Origin of the sequence: Candidatus Tisiphia endosymbiont of Piscicola geometra, assembly GCF_964026415.1 — a bacterium.
GTDB lineage: Bacteria > Pseudomonadota > Alphaproteobacteria > Rickettsiales > Rickettsiaceae > Tisiphia.
Genome location: NZ_OZ032144.1, coordinates 1,311,300 through 1,335,508, shown reverse-complemented (window position 1 = coordinate 1,335,508; position 24,209 = coordinate 1,311,300). Strand labels below are relative to the sequence as shown.

Here is a 24,209-nt window from a genome sequence, read left to right as displayed (position 1 = left end):
AGTTTGATAAAGACATCAGGCTATCACCATTACTATTAGTCAATTTAGGAGGATTGGTTTAGTTGCAACGCAACTAGCTGTGAATAATTTAATTTGTGCTAGACATGTTGCTACAGCAGTTTCAGTTCGGAGGATATTTGACCCTAGACTTATTGATAAAGTATTAGGTCTTAATGAAAGCATTTGGAGTTCATTTTGTGAAAAACCACCTTCTGGACCAACAACAACTGAAAGATTTGCCGAAATATCTGATGAGTATATAGGCATGATTTTTAATAAAGTATTATTTTCATCTTCATTTTCATTGGCATATATTATAGAATTATCTAAAGTTTGTTCTAGGAAAAGACTAAGTGATACTACTGGCATAAGAATGCAGGGTATTAAACGCTCAGACTGCTCTGTAGATTCGATAATACATTTCATCAATCTTTGAGTATTAACAGTGCGAAATTGAGATCTTTCAGCGATTAGTGGAATAATTTTTGTTACCCCAAGCTGTACAGCCATATCTATGGCATCCAACATTCTATCACTTTTAATAATAGATATTCCTAAAGTAAGTTCAGGTTCAACTGTTGCTTTTCTTAAAATATTAGTAAGTCCAACATGTAAATTGTTTTTTGTAATACCAGTAATTTGCGCTATAAACTCACCATCTGTGCCGTTAAAAATTCTAAAATGATCGCCAACCTTTAGTCTTAATACTGTTTTAAGGTAGTGACTATGCTCTTTTGCAAGATTTAACGAATAATTTTCAATTAGTCTGATATTGGTATATATTCTGTGAAGACGAGCAGTTTTCATAATTTTAACTCTAATGGTTAACACCTAGACATTTTGACTTTTTCATGTACTTCAAAATATTATTTTAATAATTAAAATTATGTTTTGAGTAACAATATATTATTAAGGAAAAAACAACAATGAAAAAAAACTAACTCAAACAGAAGGAGATATATGTAGTATGAAAAGAAAATTCACAGAAATAGAAGATAACTTGTTTAAAACACTTCATAAAAAGGGTAATCCTTTAGTATTGTATAATATTTGGGATGTTGGTTCAGCACAGATTGTAGAGAAGTCCGGGGCAAAAGCATTAGCTACAAGTAGCTGGGCAGTAGCAAAATCTTATGGTTATGAAGATGGTGAGAAATTCCCACTTAAATTAGCCTTGCAAAATTTAAAGAATATTATTGAAAAAGTCAAAGTACCTGTGAGTTTTGATTTTGAATCAGGATTTGCATCGAAGTTAAGTGATTTAATAGAGAATGTTGAACACGTAATTAAAACAGGGGCAATTGGTATAAATTTTGAAGATCAAATTATTGGGAAAGAAAAGGCAAGATACTCTATAGAAGAACAATGTAAACGAATTAAAGCAATTAAAGAAGCTATAAAGGAGTTATTGCCTAATATGTTTATTAATGCTAGAACGGATATCTTTCTTCAAAAAGATACATCTGAGCATAATGAACAAGACTTAAAAGAAGCTATAGAACGAAGCAAAGCTTATGCAGAAGTTGGAGCTGATGGGTTTTTTGCACCAGGCTTAGCAAATTATAATTTTATAAAACAATTATGTGAATTTTCACCTATTCCTGTCAATATAATGGTGCAAGATATAACGACAGTAAAAAACCTTGTTGATTTAGGTGTATCTAGAATTAGTTACGGTCCTTTCCCATATATTGCAGTGATGCAAGAATTGGATAAATCTGCAACTGAAGTGTTAACATATATAGATACAAATAAAAAGACGTAATAGGAGAGGACTAGTATATATTATGGATAACAAAAAAGACACTACCATAAAAGATGAAAAAGAAAAGCCAAAGGAAATAGGTGGTTTTAAAGGTCAAGAACCCACTACCCACGGAGATTGGCAGCATAAAGGTAGAGTAACTGATTTTTAAAGAATTTATGCCAAGTTTTCATCAAGCCAAAATCCTACCATATAATGTACAAGAATTATTTCACTTAGTTCTTGATGTAAAGTCATATCCCGAATTCTTACCATGGTGTAGGGCGGCTAGAATCATCTCAGAGAGTGAGAATCAAATTATAGCTGAATTAGTAATTCAGTTAAAAGGTTTTTCAGACAATTATCAATCAAGAATTATATACTCAAATGATTTGAATAAGCAAAGATATTCCATTGAAGTAGAGGCAATCTCCGGACCATTTAAATATTTAAAAAATTTATGGCAATTTTCTCAAGAAGATACTGGTAGTAAAATAGAGTTCTTTATTGATTTTAAGATGAAATTTGCAATAGTTGACAAGTTAGTTAATATATTTTTTACTGATGCTACTGAAAAAATGGTTGATGCATTTGAAAAAAGGGCAGATACTATGTTAACTAAAATAAACTTAGCAAACTACTCTTGAAATAGGGATCAAAATGGCCTAAAAGGCTATTAGATACTATAGATTTCTGCCTTCGTGGGAATGACATCATGCGAATTCGGGATAAGAATTAACTAATTCTTATCCCGAATTGGGGTACATCGAGAGTGTATTTAGGGTTTACATAGAAAATTTATAAAACCAAGAGTTTAATTTATGTCCTCTTTGCAATATAAACGAGTCCTATTAAAAGTTTCTGGCGAAGCCTTAATGGGCAACAAACAATTTGGTCATGAGTACTCTATAATCTTAGGAATTGCTGAAGATATAAAGGAAGCAATTGATCTTGGAATAGAAGTATGTGTGGTCGTTGGCGGTGGCAATATTTATCGTGGCACTGATGTCTTATTTGGCATGGAAAGAGCTGCTGGTGATTATATTGGCATGCTTGGCACGGTAATAAACGCACTTACTCTACAAAATATTATGGAAAGTTTGGGTGTTCATACTAGAGTCCTTTCTGCAATCCCTATGATGAGCGTTTGTGAGCCTTATATACGTCGTAAAGCAAAAAAACATATAGAAAAAGGTAGAGTAGTAATTTTTGCCGGCGGTACTGGTAATCCATTTTGCACTACTGATAGTGCAGCTGTTTTAAGAGCAATTGAAATGAGCTGTGATTTATTACTAAAAGGTACTAAGGTTAATGGTGTATATAATGCAGATCCGACAAAGAACCTTAATGCAGTGAAATATTCTACTATAAGTTATACTAATCTTTTAAAAGATAATTTACAAGTTATGGATATTGCTGCTATTGCTGTGGCTAGAGAAAACAACTTGCCAATTAAGGTATTTTCTATTAAAGAGAAAGGTAATTTTGCAAAAGTACTGCAAGGAAAAGGTGAATATACAAAAATTCAAGAAGGTGAATAAAGTATGGATAAAGCAACTATACGTAAAGAATTACAATCAAAAATGGATAGTTCGATAAGAGTATTAGATCACGAACTCAAGGGACTCAGAACTAGTCGAGCTTCAGTTAACTTACTTGACCCTGTATTGGTTGAAGCATATGGCGATAAAGTACCATTGTCGCAAGTAGCAAGTCTCTCAACTCCAGATGCACGAACTATTACTGTACAAGTGTGGGATAAATCTATAGTAAAATTTGTAGAAAAAGCTATTATAGATACAAATTTGGGTCTAAACCCATCATCAGATGGACAGCTAATAAGAATCACAATACCGTTACTTACTGAAGAACGCCGCAAAGAACTTGTTAAATTTGCTCACAAATATGGAGAAAATACTAAAATTGCCTTGCGTAATATAAGAAGGGATGGTAATGAAGATTTAAAAAAGTTAGAAAAAAACAGTATCATAACTGAAGATAAACAACATAACCTATCAGAAGAAATCCAAAAATTAACTGATGAATATAGTAATAAAGTAGACTTACATGTTAAACAAAAAGAACAAGAAATACTGACTATTTAAGTCTAAAATAGGTGTCATTCCTCAAAGAGATGCCACCTAAATGACTTAGGTATATTTTTTCATAAAATAGCCATAAACTATTAGTGCAAACATATTTCATGCTATAATGACTATAATATTTAAGGTATATAATGATTACAAATGAAGAAGTACAAAAAATAGCAAAACTTGCTAGGTTTAATTTTACCCAAAAAGAGATAAGCAGTTTTGCCCATCAATTAACTGAGATGATGAATATGATCAACATTTTAAACGATGTAGACTGTAGTAACGTTGAACCACTTACTTCTGTTTGTGATATGCACCAAAGAATGCGAAAAGACCAAGTATTGTATGGTGACATTTCTGATGAATTATTTGCTAATGTGCCTAATGATAAGGCAGAACTTGCCAAAGAAGTAAAATGTTTTGTTGTCCCAAAAGTAGTAGAGTAAAATATGTCGGAAATTATAAAATTAACCATCACACAAGCCCTTAAAGCCTTAAAGAATAAAGAATTTTCGTGTGTTGAGCTGACTAAAGCACATATTAAAGAAATGGACAAACATAAAGAGTTAAATGCTTATATTACTGAAACTACAGATATTGCTTTAGAGCAATCTAAAATTGCTGATCAAAATTATCATAATGGAATAGCAAGATCCTTAGAAGGAATTCCTATTGCTGTAAAAGATCTTTTTTGTACAAAAGGAGTACTAACTACTGCCGCCTCAAAAATACTCAGCAACTTTGTACCAACATATGAATCTACTGTAAGTAAAAATGTTCAAGATCACGGTACAATAATGCTTGGTAAGGCTAATATGGATGAATTTGCCATGGGATCGGCTAATATTACTAGCTATTTTGGTAACGTTATTAGTCCTTGGAAAGCGATAGATGCACCTACAACCCCGGTAGTCCCTGGTGGGTCTTCTGGAGGCTCGTCAGCTGCTGTCAGTAGCTTTTTAGCTATGGCAGCTCTTGGAAGTGATACAGGAGGTTCTGTTCGCCAACCTGCCAGTTATACTGGGATTGTCGGATTCAAACCAACATATGGTCGTTGTTCTAGATATGGTATGATTGCTTTCGCCAGTTCGCTTGACCAAGCTGGAGTACTTACAAGAACTGTTGAAGACACTGCTTTAATGCTACAAGCCATGATTGGTTTTGATGAAAAGGATTCTACTTCTATAAACTCTGAAATACTAGAGCTAAGATCGGCATGTAATAGTAGTGCAAAAAACATGAAAATAGGTGTACCATTTGATATTATGAAACAAGATGGTATACAACCGGATATTATTAAGATGTGGCAGCATACTATTGATATTCTAAAAAACGATGGGGCAGAAATTATTGATATTTCATTACCCTATTCTAAATATGCTCTAGCTGCATATTACGTTATAGCACCTGCTGAAACCTCATCTAATTTATCTAGATATGATGGTATAAGATATGGAATCAGGGTAGGAAATGAGGGAATATCCATTGAGGAAATGTATGAAAAAACAAGAACTGCTGGCTTTGGTGCTGAAGTTAAAAGACGTATTATGATTGGTACTTATTTACTTTCATCTGCTTTTATGGATGCTTATTACTTAAAAGCCCAAAAAATAAGACGCTTGATTTCAGATGATTTCAAGAAAGCTTTTTCACAAGTTGAAGCAATAATTTTGCCATCTACACCATCCGAAGCTTTTAACTTAGGTGAGAAACAAGATAATCCTGTGACAATGTATTTAAACGATTTATTTACTATTCCAGCTAGTCTTGCCGGTCTTCCTTGTTGCTCTGTACCTGCTGCATTATCTTCTAGAGGTTTGCCTCTTGGCATGCAAGTAATAGGAAAAGCCCTTGATGAATATAATACTCTAAAGGTAGCAGCAGCAATTGAGCGTGGTTCAAGAGATATTAGTTTTGTATATTCTAATAAACGCTAAAGTTATCGGAGTTAATTTGATTATTAGAGCTTAAAATGTCCGGGTTACCGATCTTATCAATAAGTATTTTTTTGCCTTTAGTAAGTGCATTATATATTCTGCTATTTATCAACCAAAGTAGGTCAGTAAATAAGCAAGCCCAAAATAAACAAGTTTATGCGATGTATGTCGCAGTTTTAAGCTCTATCCTAACCCTAATATCTACTATTTATTTATTAGTTCAATTTGATAATACATCAAAACTTTATCAATTTGTAGAATGCTATAGTTGGATTCAATCTATAGGTCTTGAATTCCACATTGGAGTTGACGGAATTTCAATATTCTTTGTTGTTCTGACAAGCTTTTTAACCCTTATCTGTATTATAGCTAGCTTATTTACCGTCAAAAAATATATCAAAGAATTCTTATTTTGTTTTTTATTAATTGAGTCTTTTTGCATTGGGGCTTTCTGCTCAATGAATTTACTATTATTTTACTTGTTTTTTGAAGTAATATTAATCCCTATGTACATAATTATAGGAGTTTGGGGAGGTGAGAATAGAATTTATGCGGCTGTAAAGTTCTTCTTGTATACTTTCTTTGGTTCGGTATTTTTCTTATTGTCACTCATATATATTTACAGTCAAGTTCATAGCTTTAATATGCTTGAACTGAACGAATTATTACCTTCATTAGCGTTATCGGTGCAGAAAGTTTTGTGGTTGGCAATTTTTATAGCCTTTGCAGTAAAGGTGCCTATGCTACCATTCCACACATGGCTTCCTGATGCACACGTACAAGCCCCAACGGCTGGGTCTGTCATTTTGGCAGGTATCTTGTTAAAACTTGGAACATATGGTTTTTTACGTGTATCATTACCAATGTTTCCAAATATATCAAAAGAATTTGCATTTTATGTATTAGTGCTGAGTATTTTTGCTGTAATATATGGTTCACTAGTAGCACTGGCTCAAAGAGACATGAAAAAGATGATAGCTTATTCATCGATAGCTCATATGGGCTATGTGACTGGAGGGATTTTTAGCTTAACAGAAGCTGGGATTAAGGGAGCCGTATATCAAATGATTAGTCATGGTACTGTGGCATCTGCTTTGTTTTTGATAATTGGTACTTTGTACGATAGATTGCATACTAAGGAAATAGACAAATATGGTGGAGTGGCAAATAAAATGCCAATACTTGCCACCTTTTTCATGATTGCCATGCTTGGCTCTATAGGTTTACCAGGCACTAGCGGTTTTATAGGAGAATTTTTAAGTTTGGTAGGTATTTATCAAGCTAATGTAGTGATAGCTATGATAAGTGCTGTTGGTATTATTCTTGGGGCTGTTTACATGCTAAAACTTTACAAAGAAGTAATGTTAGGACAAATTACTAACGATCAGGTTGCAAGCTTTAAAGATCTATATCTTTATGAGATACTTGCAATTATGCCGCTTTGTGTAGCAATAATTTATTTAGGTTTGTTACCAAATACAATTATGAACATACTGGATTTATCAACTCATAAAATCTTATCACAAATACCTTGTGTTGTAAAATAATTACTTAAATTAACTTAATTATTATTATTTTAATGATTTAACAATTTTTTTAGATATTTATAAATTAATTTTATATTATTACTTGTAGGACTCAAATAACTATGCTAGGGTTTATTAAAATCTTTCTTAACTATAGAATTAATAGGTTATACAAATGTTAAAAGATAATTTAAATTCAGAAATTATTACTAACGAATTAAATGTTGAAACAGAAAAGATTGAAGAAACAGAAGAAGAAAGAGAAAACCGCTTAGATCGTGAAGAATCGGCTAGAAAATTAAAGGCAATTATATTTGTTGTTATCCCACTTTTGGTTGGGTTTCTAACGTTTACTTATTTCTTTCTTAATTCAATAGAGGAAAAAAGTAAGCTTTTGAAACAAGAGCAGTCAAATCAACAGTTAGATCAACAGACTGATCAAAATACTCCAACAAAAACCAAGTAAACCCTAAGTTCACATGCTTTGCTGAGTATAGGAGTATTATATCCTAGTTCAACATTCCATGTGGTGTAGGGGCGTCTCATAGTACCCTACATTTTTCTATAATCGTCATAGCAAGGCTCTTTAGATGCCGTGGCGATCTAGGTAAACAGCTAAGCTGTTTTTTTAGAGTAACGCTTCGCGTATCCTAGATTGCCGCGTTGCCGCTTTTTCGCGACTCCTCGCTAATAGACGATCAGTAGCCATTTTAATAGTGGTTATATAAAAAATGTAGGGTACTAATGGTCTATCATGGGATTATACTAAGTCATGAAACAGTGAGGTTTTAGTGTTATAAGTTTGTACCTAATTTCCAATATGTAATAAGAAAAAGAGGTTTATGCAACAAACAAATAAATTAATCTTTAATTACAAAAAAACATCTCATATACCATGCATATTTAATAATCAGTCATTTATTGTAATTCGGTCATTTAACAGGAGTAATGAGGACTATTTTGTAATAGTTAATATTAATACTCTAGAAGTTAAGATAGTCGCTCAGAACTTATGTGCTTACCGTAAGAGTGATCAAGATGGCAGATATTTCTCATTAAAGGAACTTGAATCTTCTGTATATTATAGATCATTGTATTATTTTAATAATATAAAAGATAGTAGAGAGAATCAAGGGCTCAAGAATATTCCAGGAGTCAAAGGATGTTTTTTATCCATAGATATGTGTCCATCAATAAAAAGGTTAGAACATAATTTATTTGATGCAATTTTAAAAACTGCTAAAAGAAGTCAAGAAATAAACCTATTAATAGCTGTAAGTGGTTTATGGATAGCAACACATCTAGAAGACTTTATGTGGTTACAAACTCTTCCAACCCAAAATATAAAAATCACGTGGGTTAATCATAGTTTTAGTCATATTTTCTACCCTGATAAAGATTTTACAGACAATTTTTTATTACTGCCAAATACTGATATAGAAAATGAAATATTACAAACCGAACACTTGCTAATTGAAATGGGCGAATTACCATCTCCATTTTTTAGATTTCCTGGGTTAGTAGCCAGTCAAGAAATATTAGATATATTAACTTCTTATGGGCTAATACAATTAGGTGCAAGTGCGTGGATACATAAGCTTCCTGAACATGAGACAGTTAAAGATGGTGATATAGTACTAATCCATGGAAATGGTAATGAAGATAGAGTATCCCTAGATAAATTGATTAAATTAGTTCAATCAGATCAGTTTTTATGGAAAAATTTACAAAAAGAACTAAGTTTGAGTAATACACTGCTCGTAAATGAAGAGTTGGTAGACGATAGTATAACTTCAAGAAGAGCTAGGCAGTAGCCAAAGTCGAGCGGCGTAGCGTACATGAGTAACGGAGCAGCTTCGATCTTTGGTCGCGGGAACGCCAATTCTTGAAGTTCTACCTGAGTATACTGCTATGATTTCAAGAGATAAAGCAGCTTACTAGAATACTCCCGTTTGATATATTTGAAAAAACTACTACTAGTCTTGAATGGCTCACCCTAGTGGATGATTTTAGAACCAAAAGTGACATAAGAATTGTTATAAACCAATCCATATCATACATTTGTATAGATGTATACTGCTCGTAAATGAAGAGTTGAAGGAAGAGAAGAAAGAAGCTAGAATATGATAATGGGAAATATTTTAACATCTGAACAAAGAACGGTACTGAAGTCAGGTCATGGTAATGAACGAGATAGGAGAGTATGTGACCGAATTAAGGCAGTTTTGCTGTATGATAAAGGTTGGAGCTATGGAGAAATAGCAGAAGCATTGCTGTTAAGTGAAGAAGCTATAAGAAAGCATGTAAGAGATTATCAAAAATTTAATAAATTAGAGACAGCTACCGGTGTTAGTGCAAGTAAGCTAAGTGAGCTAGAAGAGAAAGAGTTAATAGAGCATTTAGAAATATGTAATTATGTTTATGCCAAAGATATCAGCAATTACATAGAAGAAAAATACGGTGTTACCTATACAATAGCAGGAGTAACAAAACTATTAATCAGATTAGGCTTTGTATATAAGAAGCCAAAGATCGTACCCGGCAAGCTTGATATAGATAAGCAAGAACTATTTAAGCTAGAATATAGTTTGTTAAAAGGTACTCTCAAGGCTAAAGAAGCTATATATTTTATGGATAGCGTTCATCCTCAGTATCAAACAAAAGCCCGTTATGGTTGGATCAGAAAGAATCAAAATAAAACTTTACCAACATTTAGTGGCTGGAAAAGGAAGCATTTAATAGGAGCAATTAATTTATCTGATTTGCAATTAGTTAGCACAGATAATCCTAAAGTAAACGGTGATTATATAATCAATTTTCTACAAAAATTAGAAGCAGAAAATCCTAATAAAGAGAAGATATATTTGATTTGTTATAATGCTGGGTATCATAAGTCAAAGAAAGTAAAGGAGTATCTAGTAAATAGCAAAATAGAATTAGTATTTTTACCTTCCTATAGCCCTAATCTTAATCCGATTGAACGATTATGGAAATTTATGCATAGAATTGTAACAAATAATAAATTTTACCATAATTTTGCTCAATTCTCAGAAGCTATAGATAGATTTTTTGCTAATATTGATAAATACAAAGGTAATTTGATTACTCTTATAACTGACCAATTTCAGACTATAACTTTTAATCATTTTGCCAACTCTTCAGGTTAATTGAGTATACCAGCTCTACCTTTGATTCGTCTATAAAAATCCTGCTAGTGCTGATTTACCTCTACCTAGGTTAAGAGCAGCCATCCTAAATGCCATACTGGCTTTATTTTTTACCTTCTTTGTTCTAGTATCAAATACTTTACCACCAGTAATTTTATTAGCAGGACTTAAACCAAGCCAAGATGTAAAATGTTTCTCTGTACTCCATTTGTCCATATCTAATCCCACTTCCGATACTATCGTTTGCACGCTTAATTCACTAAGACCTGGGATTTGGGTAAAATCTACTCCTGCGACATTATATAATGATTGTTGTAAATCGAACTTGGGGGAATTTTTGTTCTTGCGTTGCTTATTTGTTACATCACCATCACCACGTTTATCAAATTCTTTGTAGCATGATTCTATAGCTTCGTCACATTCTCTGATTTGTTTTAGGTAAAATTCATAAATCTCTAATTCTTGCTTTAATACTACAAGATGCTCTTTGCGATAATCTCCCTCGAGTGCTTTGATAATGGTTTTAACATCACTTTTTATACGATAGTCTCTAAATGCTGCTAATGTGTTTGCATCCCTCTCGCCCTCTATAATTGCTTTTATTATATTCATTCCTGTTACCCCTGTTATATCACTAATTACATGATGTAGCTGGATATTCATTTCATTAAGTGCTTTCTGCATACGATTTACATGGGTTGTAGCACTTTTTGTTAACCTGTCTCTTTGTCTAGTAAGAACTCTTAATTCACATATTTGATCTTTTGGACGGAATGAACCTCTTAACAACCCATAGCTATGAAGTTGTTGTAACCACTGACAGTCAGCTACATCCGTTTTACGTCCAGGTACATTTTTTACATGCCTAGCATTCACTAATATAACTTCGAAGCCACTAGTCTCTAAAATCTGAAATACCGGTAACCAATATACCCCCGTTGATTCCATAGCTATCGTCTTTACCCCACATTTTTTTAACCAAACGACCATTTCTCTTAAATCACTGGTAAAAGCAGCAAATTTTTGCACATTCTTTGCATCCCTATCAACTGGTACGCAAACGTAATGCTCTTTCGACCCAATATCGATACCTGCTGTATCAGGATTAATTACAGATAATTTTTGTTTATTATCTTTATTTGTCATATAAATCTCCTCCTATAGTTAGACCGAGCTAATTTTAAGTTGGAGTATTAAATGAAAAAATTAATCTCCTAAACGAGGTCTCTTATGTATTATAAACACATAATGCCATCAATGATATTACCAATAGCTCCAAAACCATGCTTGTCAACGGGCTATTTATACCGCACCATTGAGACTGCCGGTTATAGCTCTTTAACCAACTCGGCTAACTGCAACTTTAACACAGAATGATTCCAAACACTATACCTTGAGGTTAATAGCTCATTACCCACAGTTTGTTTATGTTTTTACATAATGCTATTGCATTTTGTTTGGTGCTTGCCTTGCCTAAAAATAGCTCAAAATATAATTAATTAGTTATCTCCGACAGACTCCTAGCAGTTACTTCATCAAATGCAACTTGCATGTTTGCAAGCTGTACTTTAGTATTTTTTATTTGTAATGTATGCATAACAATTGTATCTCTTACTTCAGCTATCGCTTCAAAAGTATTACAACTAGTATATGCTTAGAGTCAAGTTTAATATCTATTCACGACTCCGACCAAAATTTAACTATAGGATAATGTCATATAAGTTTTTTAAATTTAAGATTGTGGTTTTTGCGTCTTTAGGGTGAGTTTTTGAATATAAAATAGACTAATGATTAAATTTTGACCGGTGTCGTGAATGGATACCAAGTTTAAGGAAGCACACGTTTTGTCACGGTTAAAGAAGTTTATAATCACTCCCTTCTTACTTTTCAAATACTTTTTCTTACGTCGAACTAAGGTAATTTAATAATTAAAAAACTTGATTATTAAATAAAAATGATATATTTGATTTATAAAGTTAATTGCTAAATGAAATTGAAGATATAAATTAATGAATACTCAGGATATAGTTTGCATAGCTCTTTTTGCTGCAATTACAGCTGCGTTAGGTATCATACCTGGTATCGTAATTTCTGTTATTGGTGTTCCTATAAGTGTACAATCTCTAGGAGCTATGCTTTCTGGCAGTATTTTAGGAGCTAAAAGAGGTGCTTTATCTCAAATTCTTTTTCTAGTAATAGTATCACTTGGTCTTCCAGTTCTTGCTGGTGGGTATGGAGGCTTAGGATCAATCTTAGGCCCTAGTGGTGGATTTCTTTTAGGATGGCCGATTGCAGCGTTTGTTATTGGTTTTTTATTTAAAAAAAATTGGTCTAATTTAACTAATATTAGTGCTTTTATATATATAATAATTGGAGGCATACTAATTATGTATATTATAGGTATTTTATGGCTTAATATAATTACTAATATTCCTATAAATCAAGCTCTTATTGGAAGCATGATATTCATCCCAGGAGATGTTATTAAAGCAATTATTGCTACTACTATAACAATGGTAGTAAAACGTTCTTACCCTATAATACAAGATTAAGTTTTTATTTTATAATTTTAATATTAGTGAAAGTAAAGCTATAAAGTCTATATGATAAAAATTGAAAATGTTAGTTACAGTGTTAATAATTATGACATTTTATCAAATATAAGTTTAATATTAGGTGAAAGAAAGATTGGTATAGTCGGAGCAAATGGTAGTGGAAAAAGTACATTTGCAAGACTTCTTAATGGCATTAAACTACCTACTACTGGACTTGTAACAATTGATGGTTTAGATACACGTAAATTTGGTAAAGAAATAAGACGGAAAGTTGGATTTGTATTTCAGAATCCAGACAATCAAATTGTTTTTCCAATAGTTTAAGAAGACCTTGCTTTTGGTTTAAAGAATCTTGGTTACAATAAAGATAAGATTGAGCAAAGTATAAATTCAATCTTATCCTTATATAATATACATAATTTGCGTAAATCTCCATCTCATCTTCTTAGTGGCGGACAAAAGCAGTTATTAGCTATTGCCGGGGTATTAGTTATGAAACCTGATTACATAGTATTTGATGAGCCTACGACGCTTTTAGATTTAAGAAATAAAAAAAATATTTTCCAAGTAATAGAAGATTTAAAGCAAGTTGTTATTATGATTTCTCATGACCTTGAATTATTATCAAACTTTGATCGTGTAATTGTTTTTGATCAAGGGCGAATAGTTGGGGATGATCATCCTTCTATTACTATACCTTTATATAAAAATATGATGATATGAATTTAGATACTTATTATCAATATAACTCTCCTATCCATCGCTTATCCCCAAGGATTAAGCTATATTCTCTAGTCGTTTTTTCAAGCGGATTATTTTTAGTATCTAATTTATTTTTGCTTAGTATAAGCTTATTTTTTACATTTTTTTTATATTTTATAGCTAAAATACCACTACAAAAATTATTTATTCAATTACGCCAGATTATTATTATATTATTAATTATTCTACTTGTTCATATATTTACCAATAATTGGATAATAGGAGTACAAGTCATCATTCGATTCGCAACATTATTACTTTTCGCTTCATTGATAACACTTACAACACGTATATCTGAAATGATTGATAGCCTTAATGAAATTTTAATTTTATTATCTTATGTTGGGATTAATCATAAGAAAATAAGTCTATCCCTATCTCTTGCCATACGATTTATTCCTGTGATTGTTAGTATCTTTCAGGAAATAAGTGTAGCTCAGCGTACCCGTGGTTTAGAACGTAATTTTATTGCAACTATAATTCCTACAATTATAAAAATTCTAAAAACGGCAGAAAATATTGCTGAAGCTATTGAATCACGTTCTTGGTAATTAACTAATTATATTTATAGAATGAAGAAGAATATCATATATTTATATAATGATTTAGGAGTGTCTATCGAATCTATTAAGCACACTATGTATACACTAAAGCAAATTGTTTTACCCAACTATAAAATACATTTCATTAGTGCCTCAGAAATTATAGAAAACAAATGGTCAAATCAAGCTGCTCTATTAATAATACCCGGCGGGAGGGATATATATTATGCTAAACAACTTAATGGTAAAGGAAATAAAGCTATAAAAGATTATGTAGAAATTGGAGGTAATTATTTAGGTATTTGTGCCGGGGCGTATTACGGTTCAGGATTTGTAGAATTTGATAAAGATGGTTCTTTAGAAGTTTTAGGAGAAAGAGAATTAGCATTTTTTCCCAACAAAACTATCGGCCCTGTCCTTGCAAAATACAATTATGACGATAATAGTGGTGTACGTGCAGCATTAATTAAGTTAGCTATAGACGATAATTCTTTATCTAAAAAAATTATGATTTATTATAATGGAGGTTCTTATTTTGTAGATACTCAATTATATAAAAATATAAACACTCTTGCATACTATCAATTTCTAGACCAGTCAGTTTTACCAGCAGTTTTAAAAATCAAATATAATAAGGGAAATGTGATTTTATCTGCCGTACACTTTGAGTATTCTACAAAGTTATTAAATATGAATGATAAATTTCATGCTCAAATTGTATCTGAATTAGAACAAAGTGAATTTGATAAAATTAAATTCGCGGGTGTTATTTTTAAATATTTAGGGCTTAGTACACGACATAAGGTTCATTTGTAAATCGTGGTTTAGCAAAAGTCGTAAAACCTCAGATTTTGGACATTATTGCCATGAGCATAACAAAATTCTCAAAAGTAAAAAAATTATTATTAGCTCCAGTAATTTGTCTTTTTTGAATTATATGAATATTTTCTATACCAGTGATAGTATACTGCTTGTAAATGAAAAGTTGATAGACGATAGAATCAAAATCATGATAGTAGCAGGCATTACCAAATCGAGGTACTAGGCGTACACATATAGTCATATCTTTACCCACATCTTTTAAAAGTGGCATACTTATTAGGCTTTAAAAATACATTTTTGATATTTAAACCGGATATGTATAACCTATTTAAAAAGATGTGGGTAAAGATATGACATATTAGTACGTGAGCATGCGAATCCATGATATTTTCAAAAAACAATTCGTAGAAGCAAAAGAGTATAATAGCAGCAGAACGAAAACTTTTAAAACCAAGCATTGGTTTAGTTCATTTCTTGATAAACCGCTGATCTTGTTCGACTATATTATTCAGATATTTATTTTGCAAAATTTGAATCTGTTGGTCGTTTGGTACGTCTTTATTAATGCTGTTCAACGCTGAGATATTACTACCACTTTTATCAATTACTACTTTATCAGGACGACCATTATATTGAAATACTTTACGAAAAAATGCTTTGGCTGCTGCTTTATCTCGGTATTTACATAGTAAAAAGTCTATAGTAGCTCCTAATGAATCAACTGCTCTATAAAGGTATATCCATTCACCATTTACTTTAATGTATGTTTCATCCATCCGCCAGCTATTACTAATAGGTTTCTTGTATTTTCTAACTTGCATGTCTATTAATTTTACAAACTTGATTACCCACCTTTGTAGAGTAGCATGCTCTATTTTCTCACCCCTGATAATTGCTTCATGTACACAATAACATAATTATTTTTGGTGAAGAACAAAATTCTTTAAAATATTTTAGCAACTCTGAAGCACCAAACAAAATGCTAAGCATTATGTAATAACATAAACAAACTGTTGGTAGTGAACTATGGTAAAAATAAAACCTTCTTTAAACCAGTTTGTTAAAGCAATATGAAATGGCATAGATATATCTTTTATTTAACCTACTTTTCTACCATTTAAAACAGATGCGAACCAGTAATTGCGTATAAGTTTATTGTATATTTGCCACTAAACTTAATATCTACGTTATTTTTTATAAGAAAATACTTTGCAAATTAAAAAATATACCTTACTTTATATAAAGTAAAATAAAGAGGTTTCTTAATTTTACCATTCATATATCAACATCCTTAAGATCAGTTGATTTATAATTTGTATGATTATAAATCAACCTAATTAAAAATAGATAATTTTATGAAAAATCAAGCAGGGCTACTCCAAGAGAAAAGCATAACACAAAATACTATGATTACATATAGTCAATCAGAAACTGTATTAAATTCTAGAACCAAACTTATAAATTATCATTATGACTTAATTCCTTCTACTCAACTTTTAGCTCGCGAGCAAGTTAACAATCTTATTCCTGTTCCTGATCAGTGGTACTTATATACATCAAATGGACAATCTGGTGGAATAGGACAGCACGATAGAAAATGGGAATCACCATATGGTCTTAATGTATATGCTACTTATTGCTTTTTTTTAAAACAAGAAGTTAGCACGATAGTTTTATATATACCCCCAATCGTAGGATTATCAGTTACTCAAGTTTTAGAAAGTTATGATATCAAATGCAGTTTAAAGTGGACAAATGATATCCTAATAAATCAAAAAAAAGTAAGCGGAATTTTAAGCGAATGCACAAATGAAGATAGAGGAGGCTTTGTATCTGTATTAACTGGTATAGGGATTAATGTAAATTCTGAGTACAAACATTTATCTAATATATTACAACCTGCTACTTCTATGAAAATAGAAACAGGAAGAAATTATGACTTAAAAGAAGTTATTTACAAACTGTCCAATATTTTTGAAACAAATATTAATTCTTTAATTATCAACAACTTTAAGATATTTAAAGTACCTATCGAACAACACTTAGAAAAATTTGATAATTTACCTATAATTTTTGATACCACATCTGACTCACCCGATCGGTATATTGTAGGATTTATAAAAGGTATAGGAAATGAAGGAGAATTATTACTAACTATTAAAAATACGGAAAAAGAAAAAAGTTTTTTTAATGGTAGAATTTTACGGGGCAAAGAAATAGAACAAGCTCTTTCAAATACATCCGTATTAGAAAAATTAATAAGTAAAATACACTTTGACACTATAGATTCAACACAGGTCTATGCTAAAAATCATCTTAATTTAATACAAAATGATTGGAAGGTAGTAGTTGCAGATTATCAAAACGAAGGTATAGGTCTTTCTGGTGATGGGATTTCTCCAAGAAAGCAAAGTATTTTAGCTACTTTTTTATTACCCCATCCAAATAAACTCAATGATTTACAATTAGACCAAATTGCGGCTTTAAGTGTATTAAATACACTTAAAGAATGTGGTGTAACTCAAGAAATAAAAATTAAGTGGCAAAATGATGTACAAGTGCAAGGAAAAAAAGTATCAGGAATTTTAACCGAAATTTTAGATTATAATAACCATAAAATATGTCTTATCGGAATAGGAATTAATATTAATCAGGATGAAGAATCTTTAAAGGAGGTAAATCAACCTATTACTTCTTTAAAAATAGCAGTTAATTCTGAGTCTAACCTTTCTGTAGAAGAAATATTTTTACTCTTAGAAAAAAACTTATATTTAAATATTACTACTGCTAGTCAATATGGATATGAATATAGTAAGGCTGATATAGAAAGTAATTTAGCATTTTTAAATACTGTAGTTAAAGTATTTGATGAAGATACAAAAACTAACTTAATAGGTAAATTAATTGGATTAGGCGATGTAGGAAGTTTATTGATTGATTCTGATTCAATTCATGAAGTAATTAATGGTAAAATAAGTATTGATTACAACGATTCAATATATATGTAGTCTAGTAATATAATCTGTAAAGGATTATGTGAACTTCTGAGCTAAAAATGTTTACCGACAATATATAATTATCTACAAGTTCTATAGGAAGCAAACTCTTGATAGAAGGTTTGTTATCTAATAACTGATAGCTGATTAGGTAGGGTAACATATGACTATTAAAGTAGTTGAGATTTAGTCTCAATAATAATCTGTTTTATCTTATAAATTTTACAGGGCTAAACTATGTTAAATCACTTTGATAACAAGGATTTTAAATTGCAAAATCACCATGTTGAACACTTTAAACAACATGGTTTTGTTAAGTTAAGCAAATTTTTAAACGATAATGCTATATCATTTCTACAAGAAAGAGCAGAATCTGAAATGCAGGATAGCCATTTCAAAGATTTTGTCAGTAGAATGAGATACGAGAGAATGAGATACGAGCTAACACAGCAGCAAGATAAGATGTATCAATTAATATCTCAACCATTCTTCCAAGAAACTCTATTAACGATTACAGGAATGCAGGAATTGTTTTTTGCTTTTGATATGGCTATTGAGATTGAAAAAAATAAGAGTTCGGGTTTTCCTTGGCATGTAGGAATACAAACGTTTGCCATACAAAAATTAGAAAACTTTGGTTGCACTATATGGATACCACTTAACTCAATTTACGTAGAAAAACAAGCTGGAGGAATGGCTTATGTATCACAAAGTATTATTTGCGGAAAAGTTATTTATGAAAAGATTGAACCTGCAATCGTATCGACCCTTGAAAAGAAGGAAGAAAAGGGAGTAAAAACAAGCTTAGAAGATTATTATGCCCTTAGACATGGTTTTTTAAATTCTTCCGCTATATTGGACATTTTAGAAACTCATAAGATTGAAGAGGATTATGAAGTGGGAGATGTACTCTTGTTCAATAAAAATGTAATTCATAGAAGCTCTCGTCTTAAAGATGGGCCTTTGGCAAAAAGAGCCGCTTTTATTTTACGCTTTATGGGAGTTGATTCCCGTTTTAATAAACAGCAGGCCTTAAATATTGACTATCCTGCAAGAAAATATGGCGCTACTTTGTTCGCACAAACTCATAAACAAATGAACTTAGAGGACGGACAGCTTTTTATTGAAAGTAGCTATTTTGATAACATTGATAAGCGTATGATTAAGAAAATTCATAACCTTAATTAAACTAATAATAGCCTTAAAACATGTAATTTATCAGTTTATATAATAACAATTCCTCTAGCTGATACTGGACTGAAAAATCAAGACAAAAAAAATAATAATTTTGTTTCCCATTTTTGCATTTTTCAAGCTGCAATTTGTTCATAATTTTGCATAGAATTTAGATAGACATTCATGGGCTTTTTGTAACCAATACTTGAATGAAATCTTCTATAATTATAGTGATTGATGTAATCATCAATACCACGCTCTAGCTCTTTAACATCTTTAAAATCATTAATAAATATACAATTATATTTTAAAGTTCGGAAAAACCTCTCCATAATTATATTATCAATACTTCTTCCTTTACCATTCATCGAAACTTTAATGTTATGCTCTTGTAAAATTTCAATGTGTTCATGACTAGTATATTGACTGCCCTGATCACTATTAAATATCTGCGGTGCAGGATATTTGTTAAGTGCATCCCGCAATACTTCAGTTACCAAACTTACATCCATACTATTTGACAATTTATAACTCAACACAGCTCTACTATGCCAATCTATAATTGCCGCCATGTACATAAATCCCGAATTAGTTCGAACATAAGGGTGAGTAGACTGAAGCATTGCAGCTTCAGCCCCTCTCAGAACGGTGCGTGAACCTCTCAGCTCACACCGCTCCCACCATTTTAGCCTTTGGATATATTCCTAATTTCCAATGTATAAAAGCTTCAGGATTAAGATTTGCTAATCTATTTAGATATTCTCTTGCACGTCTTTTATGCCATGCAAGTTTCTTATATTTTCTTCTAACCCACCGCTCCAAATACCAATTCAGGTGCTTCCATATGTTGTGCATTGCCGATGGATAAAACTGCCCATAATAGTTATACCAACCTCTTAACTCAGCTTTAAACATTTCCGAAAGTTCAGATAAGGACTTGTCATTCTTAAGCTGAATGTGCCAACTCCTTATGGTTTGTATGATTGCTTTCTTAGAGTTATTACTTATCGCAGGTAAGAAATTTGGATGAACCATGCCTTGTTTGTTTACACATCTTCTTGGTCTAAAACTATATCCGAGAAAGTCAAAGCTGATTCGTTCATATTCATCACGACGATTATTGTCCTTACAATATATAATACCCGACTTATCAGGATGTATCGTAAGGCCACATTCCTGGAATCGTTGTCTAATAACTTGTAACACATATTCTGCCTGTTCTTGACTCTGACAATGGAGTAAACCATCATCAGCATAACGACAAAATGCTACACTTGGCATTTCTCTTCTTACCCATGCATCAAATACATAATGTAAAAATAAATTTGCTAATATTGGACTTATCACTCCTCCTTGAGGTGTTCCCTTATCGCGCATAATAATATTTCCATCTTTATCTTGCAATGGTGCTTTAAGCCACCTTTGTACGTAAAGTAGTACCCATTTGCACTTACAATGTTTCTCCAATGCTTTCATTAATAGTTTGTGATCGATATTATCAAACAAACCTTTGATATCAAATTCAACAACAAAGTCATATTTCCAGCATCTTGCTCTTGTAACTGCTATGGCATCATGTGCAGATTTCTTTGGGCGATAACCATATGAATCTTCGTCAAATATGGACTCAACTAATGGCTCAAGTACCATCTTCACTACAGTTTGTGCTATTCTATCCGAAATAGTTGGAATCCCAAGGATTCGTTCTCCACCTGATTTCTTTGGAATAGGCACAGCTTTTACTGCAGGAGGAAAATAGCTGCCTGAGGACATACGATTCCATATCTTATACAAATTATCTTTTAGGTTTCGCTCAAATTCTTCCATAGTTTGTTGTTCAACTCCTGCTGCACCTTTATTATTCTTAACACATTGGTATGCTTGCCATACATATTGCTTAGAAATTTCAAAAGGCTTTACTGTCTTCATAAGCTCCTCCTAAATAAATTTAGTTGACACTGTGATGAACAGCTAAAATGGTCAGACACCTTCACTCCATTGCCATTACAGCAACTTCATCATTACTACATGTCTGTCCGCCCCTGTGTATACGCATCAGTACTATCAGCCTCACGGTTTTATTTCCGCTTGTACCTTTCCTTTAACATCGTTGCACAGGTTCCCGTGTTCAGCTTGAAAGCCTTGACTTAAGCTCACGCCACCTCTATGCCGGATGCCACCTAGCCAGTAAACAGGTTCCCGCTAAATTTATCCCAAAGCAACATCACCTCCTTGGTTTTGACATCATCTGAAGCACTTTCGACACTTGAACGGTGGTTCACTGTTGTTCGTCTTCTTAAGTCTATACCTGACACCTCAAGGATGCCTTTTCTGCATCGCTCACGACAATGCCCTTAAACAATTGCCGCATGCAGTGGTTTGCAGCCTATTCCTGTAAATCGACTGCGAAGGACCTACCTTCATCTCTCAAGCCTCTTGGCACGGCACACTGATATCTCCGCTCCAAACCTCGTTAGCGTTAGGTACGTGTACAGTCCTAGTTGTACCTAGATTAGTCCAATATTTATCAAGCAAATAACTATAAATTTTATGCTGTTTATCTTTTCCAAATGTTAACTTTTTCCTCTTTGGATAAATAGCCTCTATGCCAATCATATTCATATATTTTAGAACCCGATCCTTACCAATAAACAAGCCATCTTCTAATAATTGTCTATGGATATAACGATAACCAAATTCAGGATTATCAGTATATATTTCATCTATTTTATTTAAAATATTTAAGTTATACCCACTAAATGGTTTTGCTTTATAGTACATTGAAGAACGATTAATCTTTAATAATTCATATTGCCTTGTCTTTGGTAACATTGCTAGCTTGAAATCGACAAGTTCTTTTCTATTTGATAAGTCCAAGCTTTGTAGCTTTCCCACAGCCCAATCTCTCTCTACTATTGTTTTTCCAAGCGTTTTCGCTAATTCATCATTTTGTTCTTTCAGCATATTAATTTGTTCCTGATATTTACTTACCAGTTTTGCTGGTTCAAAAGCCAATGCTGCATTTGATATAAATTGTTTCTTCCAATTACTAATTGTCTTGGAGTTTATCTCATATTTTGATGCTATCACTGATAATGGACTCTCTTCTTTCAGCACTTCTAATACTATCCTAGTTTTTTCTTCAGCACTAAAAACTCTTGCTTTTTCTTTTGTCATTTTTCCTCCTAATTTTTTCTTATTATTTTATCTTAATTAGGAAACTTTTTACTCTATTTTCTTGTCCATTTTCTTCAGTCCATTATACTATTTTACTTGCTCGCGTTTCAACAAAAGAACAAGAAGATGGCTACTCTATTGAAGCACAAAAATACCGATTGCAAGAATATTGTATGCGTAAAGGTTTAGCAATTCTAAAGATATTTGAATTCTCGGAATCGTCAACAGTAGGTAATCGTAAAAAGTTTCAGGAAGCTATAGACTTTGCTAAAAAACAAAAAGAAGTTATAGCAGTAGTAGCAGATAAGGTAGATCGGTTACAACGTAGTTATAAAGAAACACCTCTACTAAATGATCTAATTGAAAGAGCAAAAATCGAACTACATTTTTACACGGAAAATTGTATTATCCATAAGCATTCTACTTCGCAAGATAGGATGATATGGAATATGTTTGTAATGATGGCTCAAAATTACGTTGACAGCCTTAAAGATAACGTAAACCGCAGTATAGCCCAAAAACTACGTCAAGGAGAGTGGATAAGCACTGCTCCCATTGGTTACTTGCATGTAAAAAGTGGTAATAGTAACGATCGAGGTAAGGGGAAAATAATAGTTGATCATGAACGCTCACATTTAATAAAAAAAATATTTGAAACATATGCTACAGGTAGTCATACTCTTCCCGAAATACTAAAGAAAACCAAAGAATGGGGGCTGCGTAATTCTAGAGGTCATCAAGGTTATTTGTGTCATTCTAATCTTCATTCTATTATTACCAATCCATTTTATTATGGAGTAATGCGAGTCCTAAAAACTAAAAAAGAATACCCGCATATTTATCCACCAATCATTAGTAAGGAGTTATTTGATGCTTGTCAATCAGTACGCCTTGGTTGGAATAAAAAACCGTTTAAATATGGAGAAAAAGAGTATATATTTAGGGGGTTAATAAAATGTGCTACTACTGGTCGTGTGATCACTGCTGATACTAAGAAAAAGACTTATACTAATGGTAGTACAGCAGAGTGGATATATTTACTAGGATGGCATCCTGATAGCCCTAATAAAAGGATATACGTGAAAGAAGAAATAATACTACAAGAAGTTGAGCAAGTACTAGCAACACTCCATTTAGAGCCTGAATTGTTAGCTGAAGTAATTGGTTGTATTAAAAACTCAGCAAAAATAGAGCAAGGTTTTTATAAAATGCGTATAGGAGAGCTACATACTGAGCATACTAAGATTAAAACTCGTATGGATAGGTTAACTGATTTATTTTTAGATGGTGATATTAGCAAGGAAGATCATGAAAGAAAACGTCAGCAATTAATACAAAAACGTGAAGATATCGTGAGAGAAATAGAAAGCCATGATTATGCTGATGATAAATTTTCAGAATGCTTGGTTAACCTAGTAGAACTGGCTTCCGGAGCGTTAGAAACCTTTAAAGGTTCGAACATTGAGAAAAAACGCAAATTGTTAAATCTTGTATTTTCGAACCTAGAATTGAATAGCTGTAAGCTAGACTATACCTTGCGTCCACCGTTTGACGCATTCGTAAAATGTACTAAAATCGAAGAATGGCTCCCCGGGCCGGACTCGAACCAGCGACCGAACGGTTAACAGCCGTTTGCTCTACCACTGAGCTACCGAGGAACATTTGCCTTTATATAGACTAGGTTTCTTATAACAAATCTTTTGACTATGGTC

General features: G+C 32.3%; 20 protein-coding genes, 1 tRNA gene and 5 pseudogenes. 18 read left to right on the top strand and 8 right to left on the bottom strand.

Annotated elements, in window-relative coordinates; genetic code table 11:
- Positions 1-39 precede the first annotated feature (39 nt).
- Positions 40-807: a 16S rRNA (uracil(1498)-N(3))-methyltransferase gene (locus AAGD26_RS06345; protein WP_341751547.1), complete on the bottom strand. Its 768-nt coding sequence runs from the start codon at positions 805-807 to the stop codon at positions 40-42.
- Between the two features lie 160 nt (positions 808-967).
- Here AAGD26_RS06345 and AAGD26_RS06340 point away from each other — a divergent pair, with 160 nt between their 5' ends.
- The 11 genes and pseudogenes from AAGD26_RS06340 (at position 968) to AAGD26_RS06290 (ending at position 10,467) form a co-directional block, all read left to right on the top strand.
- On the top strand, positions 968-1,765 hold the full coding sequence (locus AAGD26_RS06340) for an isocitrate lyase/phosphoenolpyruvate mutase family protein (protein WP_341751546.1): 798 nt from the start codon (positions 968-970) through the stop codon (positions 1,763-1,765).
- Between the two features lie 64 nt (positions 1,766-1,829).
- Positions 1,830-1,916 (top strand): annotated as a pseudogene (locus AAGD26_RS06335) (DUF1674 domain-containing protein); the annotation flags it as partial.
- Positions 1,917-1,923: 7 nt separating this feature from the next.
- Positions 1,924-2,391 carry a type II toxin-antitoxin system RatA family toxin gene (locus tag AAGD26_RS06330; protein ID WP_341751545.1) on the top strand — a complete coding sequence of 156 codons (468 nt, stop codon included), beginning with the start codon at positions 1,924-1,926 and terminating at the stop codon, positions 2,389-2,391.
- A gap of 174 nt (positions 2,392-2,565) precedes the next feature.
- Positions 2,566-3,285, top strand: a complete 720-nt coding sequence (pyrH, locus tag AAGD26_RS06325; protein WP_341751544.1) for a UMP kinase — start codon at positions 2,566-2,568, stop codon at positions 3,283-3,285.
- 3 nt (positions 3,286-3,288) lie between these two features.
- A complete protein-coding gene (gene frr, locus AAGD26_RS06320) occupies positions 3,289-3,849 on the top strand; it encodes a ribosome recycling factor (protein WP_341751543.1) in 561 nt (186 codons plus the stop codon).
- A gap of 131 nt (positions 3,850-3,980) precedes the next feature.
- Positions 3,981-4,283, top strand: a complete 303-nt coding sequence (gene gatC, locus AAGD26_RS06315; protein WP_341751542.1) for an Asp-tRNA(Asn)/Glu-tRNA(Gln) amidotransferase subunit GatC — start codon at positions 3,981-3,983, stop codon at positions 4,281-4,283.
- 3 nt (positions 4,284-4,286) lie between these two features.
- Complete coding sequence (gene gatA / locus AAGD26_RS06310; RefSeq protein WP_341751541.1) at positions 4,287-5,774, top strand: Asp-tRNA(Asn)/Glu-tRNA(Gln) amidotransferase subunit GatA; 1,488 nt, start codon at positions 4,287-4,289, stop codon at positions 5,772-5,774.
- 35 nt (positions 5,775-5,809) lie between these two features.
- Positions 5,810-7,321, top strand: coding sequence for an NADH-quinone oxidoreductase subunit M (locus tag AAGD26_RS06305; protein ID WP_341751540.1), 1,512 nt, complete (start codon positions 5,810-5,812; stop codon positions 7,319-7,321).
- A gap of 154 nt (positions 7,322-7,475) precedes the next feature.
- Positions 7,476-7,766 carry a hypothetical protein gene (locus tag AAGD26_RS06300; RefSeq protein ID WP_341747889.1) on the top strand — a complete coding sequence of 97 codons (291 nt, stop codon included), beginning with the start codon at positions 7,476-7,478 and terminating at the stop codon, positions 7,764-7,766.
- 376 nt (positions 7,767-8,142) lie between these two features.
- Positions 8,143-9,114 carry a hypothetical protein gene (locus AAGD26_RS06295; RefSeq protein ID WP_341751539.1) on the top strand — a complete coding sequence of 324 codons (972 nt, stop codon included), beginning with the start codon at positions 8,143-8,145 and terminating at the stop codon, positions 9,112-9,114.
- Between the two features lie 315 nt (positions 9,115-9,429).
- Positions 9,430-10,467, top strand: a complete 1,038-nt coding sequence (locus AAGD26_RS06290; RefSeq protein WP_341751303.1) for an IS630 family transposase — start codon at positions 9,430-9,432, stop codon at positions 10,465-10,467.
- An 8-nt stretch (positions 10,468-10,475) separates the two neighbouring features.
- Here AAGD26_RS06290 and AAGD26_RS06285 read toward each other — a convergent pair.
- Positions 10,476-11,613, bottom strand: a pseudogene (locus AAGD26_RS06285) (IS110 family transposase); the annotation flags it as partial.
- Between the two features lie 863 nt (positions 11,614-12,476).
- On the opposite strand from AAGD26_RS06285, the gene AAGD26_RS06280 reads away from it, so the two are divergent.
- From AAGD26_RS06280 to AAGD26_RS06265, 4 genes and pseudogenes are all read left to right on the top strand, one after another.
- Positions 12,477-13,019 (top strand): biotin transporter BioY, encoded by a 543-nt coding sequence (locus AAGD26_RS06280; protein ID WP_341751538.1) that lies wholly within the window; start codon positions 12,477-12,479, stop codon positions 13,017-13,019.
- A gap of 51 nt (positions 13,020-13,070) precedes the next feature.
- Positions 13,071-13,745 (top strand): annotated as a pseudogene (locus AAGD26_RS06275) (energy-coupling factor ABC transporter ATP-binding protein).
- Positions 13,742-14,335 (top strand): energy-coupling factor transporter transmembrane component T family protein, encoded by a 594-nt coding sequence (locus AAGD26_RS06270; RefSeq protein WP_341751537.1) that lies wholly within the window; start codon positions 13,742-13,744, stop codon positions 14,333-14,335. The pseudogene AAGD26_RS06275 and the gene AAGD26_RS06270 overlap by 4 nt, the downstream one beginning before the upstream one ends.
- A 21-nt stretch (positions 14,336-14,356) precedes the next feature.
- Positions 14,357-15,142 (top strand): BPL-N domain-containing protein, encoded by a 786-nt coding sequence (locus AAGD26_RS06265; protein WP_341751536.1) that lies wholly within the window; start codon positions 14,357-14,359, stop codon positions 15,140-15,142.
- 28 nt (positions 15,143-15,170) lie between these two features.
- On the opposite strand, the gene AAGD26_RS06260 is transcribed toward AAGD26_RS06265, so the two are convergent.
- Both AAGD26_RS06260 and AAGD26_RS06255 read right to left on the bottom strand, forming a co-directional pair.
- Complete coding sequence (locus AAGD26_RS06260) at positions 15,171-15,419, bottom strand: hypothetical protein (RefSeq protein ID WP_341751535.1); 249 nt, start codon at positions 15,417-15,419, stop codon at positions 15,171-15,173.
- 199 nt (positions 15,420-15,618) lie between these two features.
- Positions 15,619-16,138: pseudogene (locus AAGD26_RS06255) on the bottom strand (IS6 family transposase); the annotation flags it as partial.
- Positions 16,139-16,503: 365 nt separating this feature from the next.
- On the opposite strand from AAGD26_RS06255, the gene AAGD26_RS06250 reads away from it, so the two are divergent.
- Together AAGD26_RS06250 and AAGD26_RS06245 are read left to right on the top strand one after the other, a co-directional pair.
- Positions 16,504-18,156, top strand: a complete 1,653-nt coding sequence (locus AAGD26_RS06250) for a biotin--[acetyl-CoA-carboxylase] ligase (protein ID WP_341751534.1) — start codon at positions 16,504-16,506, stop codon at positions 18,154-18,156.
- Positions 18,157-18,381: 225 nt separating this feature from the next.
- Positions 18,382-19,332, top strand: coding sequence for a hypothetical protein (locus tag AAGD26_RS06245; protein WP_341751533.1), 951 nt, complete (start codon positions 18,382-18,384; stop codon positions 19,330-19,332).
- 122 nt (positions 19,333-19,454) lie between these two features.
- Here AAGD26_RS06245 and AAGD26_RS06240 read toward each other — a convergent pair.
- From AAGD26_RS06240 to AAGD26_RS06230, 3 genes and pseudogenes are all read right to left on the bottom strand, one after another.
- A pseudogene (locus tag AAGD26_RS06240) lies at positions 19,455-19,922 on the bottom strand (IS3 family transposase); the annotation flags it as partial.
- A 64-nt stretch (positions 19,923-19,986) separates the two neighbouring features.
- On the bottom strand, positions 19,987-21,249 hold the full coding sequence (gene ltrA, locus AAGD26_RS06235) for a group II intron reverse transcriptase/maturase (RefSeq protein WP_341751141.1): 1,263 nt from the start codon (positions 21,247-21,249) through the stop codon (positions 19,987-19,989).
- A 498-nt stretch (positions 21,250-21,747) separates the two neighbouring features.
- Entirely contained in the window at positions 21,748-22,497 is a 750-nt protein-coding gene (locus AAGD26_RS06230) for an IS3 family transposase (protein WP_341751142.1), read from the bottom strand.
- Here AAGD26_RS06230 and AAGD26_RS06225 point away from each other — a divergent pair.
- A complete protein-coding gene (locus AAGD26_RS06225) occupies positions 22,479-24,122 on the top strand; it encodes a recombinase family protein (protein ID WP_341752334.1) in 1,644 nt (547 codons plus the stop codon). The genes AAGD26_RS06230 and AAGD26_RS06225 overlap by 19 nt on opposite strands.
- On the opposite strand, the gene AAGD26_RS06220 is transcribed toward AAGD26_RS06225, so the two are convergent.
- A tRNA-Asn gene (locus AAGD26_RS06220) sits at positions 24,081-24,155 on the bottom strand. The genes AAGD26_RS06225 and AAGD26_RS06220 overlap by 42 nt on opposite strands.
- Positions 24,156-24,209 lie beyond the last annotated feature (54 nt).

Coding starts and splice junctions, on each gene's coding strand:
- AAGD26_RS06340 (WP_341751546.1), top strand. CDS start 968: ATGAAAAGAAAATTCACAGAAATAGAAGATAACTTGTTTAAAACACTT.
- AAGD26_RS06295 (WP_341751539.1), top strand. CDS start 8,143: ATGCAACAAACAAATAAATTAATCTTTAATTACAAAAAAACATCTCAT.
- gatC (WP_341751542.1), top strand. CDS start 3,981: ATGATTACAAATGAAGAAGTACAAAAAATAGCAAAACTTGCTAGGTTT.
- AAGD26_RS06270 (WP_341751537.1), top strand. CDS start 13,742: ATGAATTTAGATACTTATTATCAATATAACTCTCCTATCCATCGCTTA.
- AAGD26_RS06265 (WP_341751536.1), top strand. CDS start 14,357: ATGAAGAAGAATATCATATATTTATATAATGATTTAGGAGTGTCTATC.
- gatA (WP_341751541.1), top strand. CDS start 4,287: ATGTCGGAAATTATAAAATTAACCATCACACAAGCCCTTAAAGCCTTA.
- AAGD26_RS06290 (WP_341751303.1), top strand. CDS start 9,430: ATGGGAAATATTTTAACATCTGAACAAAGAACGGTACTGAAGTCAGGT.
- AAGD26_RS06250 (WP_341751534.1), top strand. CDS start 16,504: ATGAAAAATCAAGCAGGGCTACTCCAAGAGAAAAGCATAACACAAAAT.
- AAGD26_RS06260 (WP_341751535.1), bottom strand. CDS start 15,419: ATGCCACTTTTAAAAGATGTGGGTAAAGATATGACTATATGTGTACGC.
- AAGD26_RS06230 (WP_341751142.1), bottom strand. CDS start 22,497: ATGACAAAAGAAAAAGCAAGAGTTTTTAGTGCTGAAGAAAAAACTAGG.
- AAGD26_RS06345 (WP_341751547.1), bottom strand. CDS start 807: ATGAAAACTGCTCGTCTTCACAGAATATATACCAATATCAGACTAATT.
- AAGD26_RS06330 (WP_341751545.1), top strand. CDS start 1,924: ATGCCAAGTTTTCATCAAGCCAAAATCCTACCATATAATGTACAAGAA.
- AAGD26_RS06300 (WP_341747889.1), top strand. CDS start 7,476: ATGTTAAAAGATAATTTAAATTCAGAAATTATTACTAACGAATTAAAT.
- AAGD26_RS06280 (WP_341751538.1), top strand. CDS start 12,477: ATGAATACTCAGGATATAGTTTGCATAGCTCTTTTTGCTGCAATTACA.
- ltrA (WP_341751141.1), bottom strand. CDS start 21,249: ATGAAGACAGTAAAGCCTTTTGAAATTTCTAAGCAATATGTATGGCAA.
- AAGD26_RS06305 (WP_341751540.1), top strand. CDS start 5,810: ATGTCCGGGTTACCGATCTTATCAATAAGTATTTTTTTGCCTTTAGTA.
- AAGD26_RS06245 (WP_341751533.1), top strand. CDS start 18,382: ATGTTAAATCACTTTGATAACAAGGATTTTAAATTGCAAAATCACCAT.
- frr (WP_341751543.1), top strand. CDS start 3,289: ATGGATAAAGCAACTATACGTAAAGAATTACAATCAAAAATGGATAGT.
- pyrH (WP_341751544.1), top strand. CDS start 2,566: ATGTCCTCTTTGCAATATAAACGAGTCCTATTAAAAGTTTCTGGCGAA.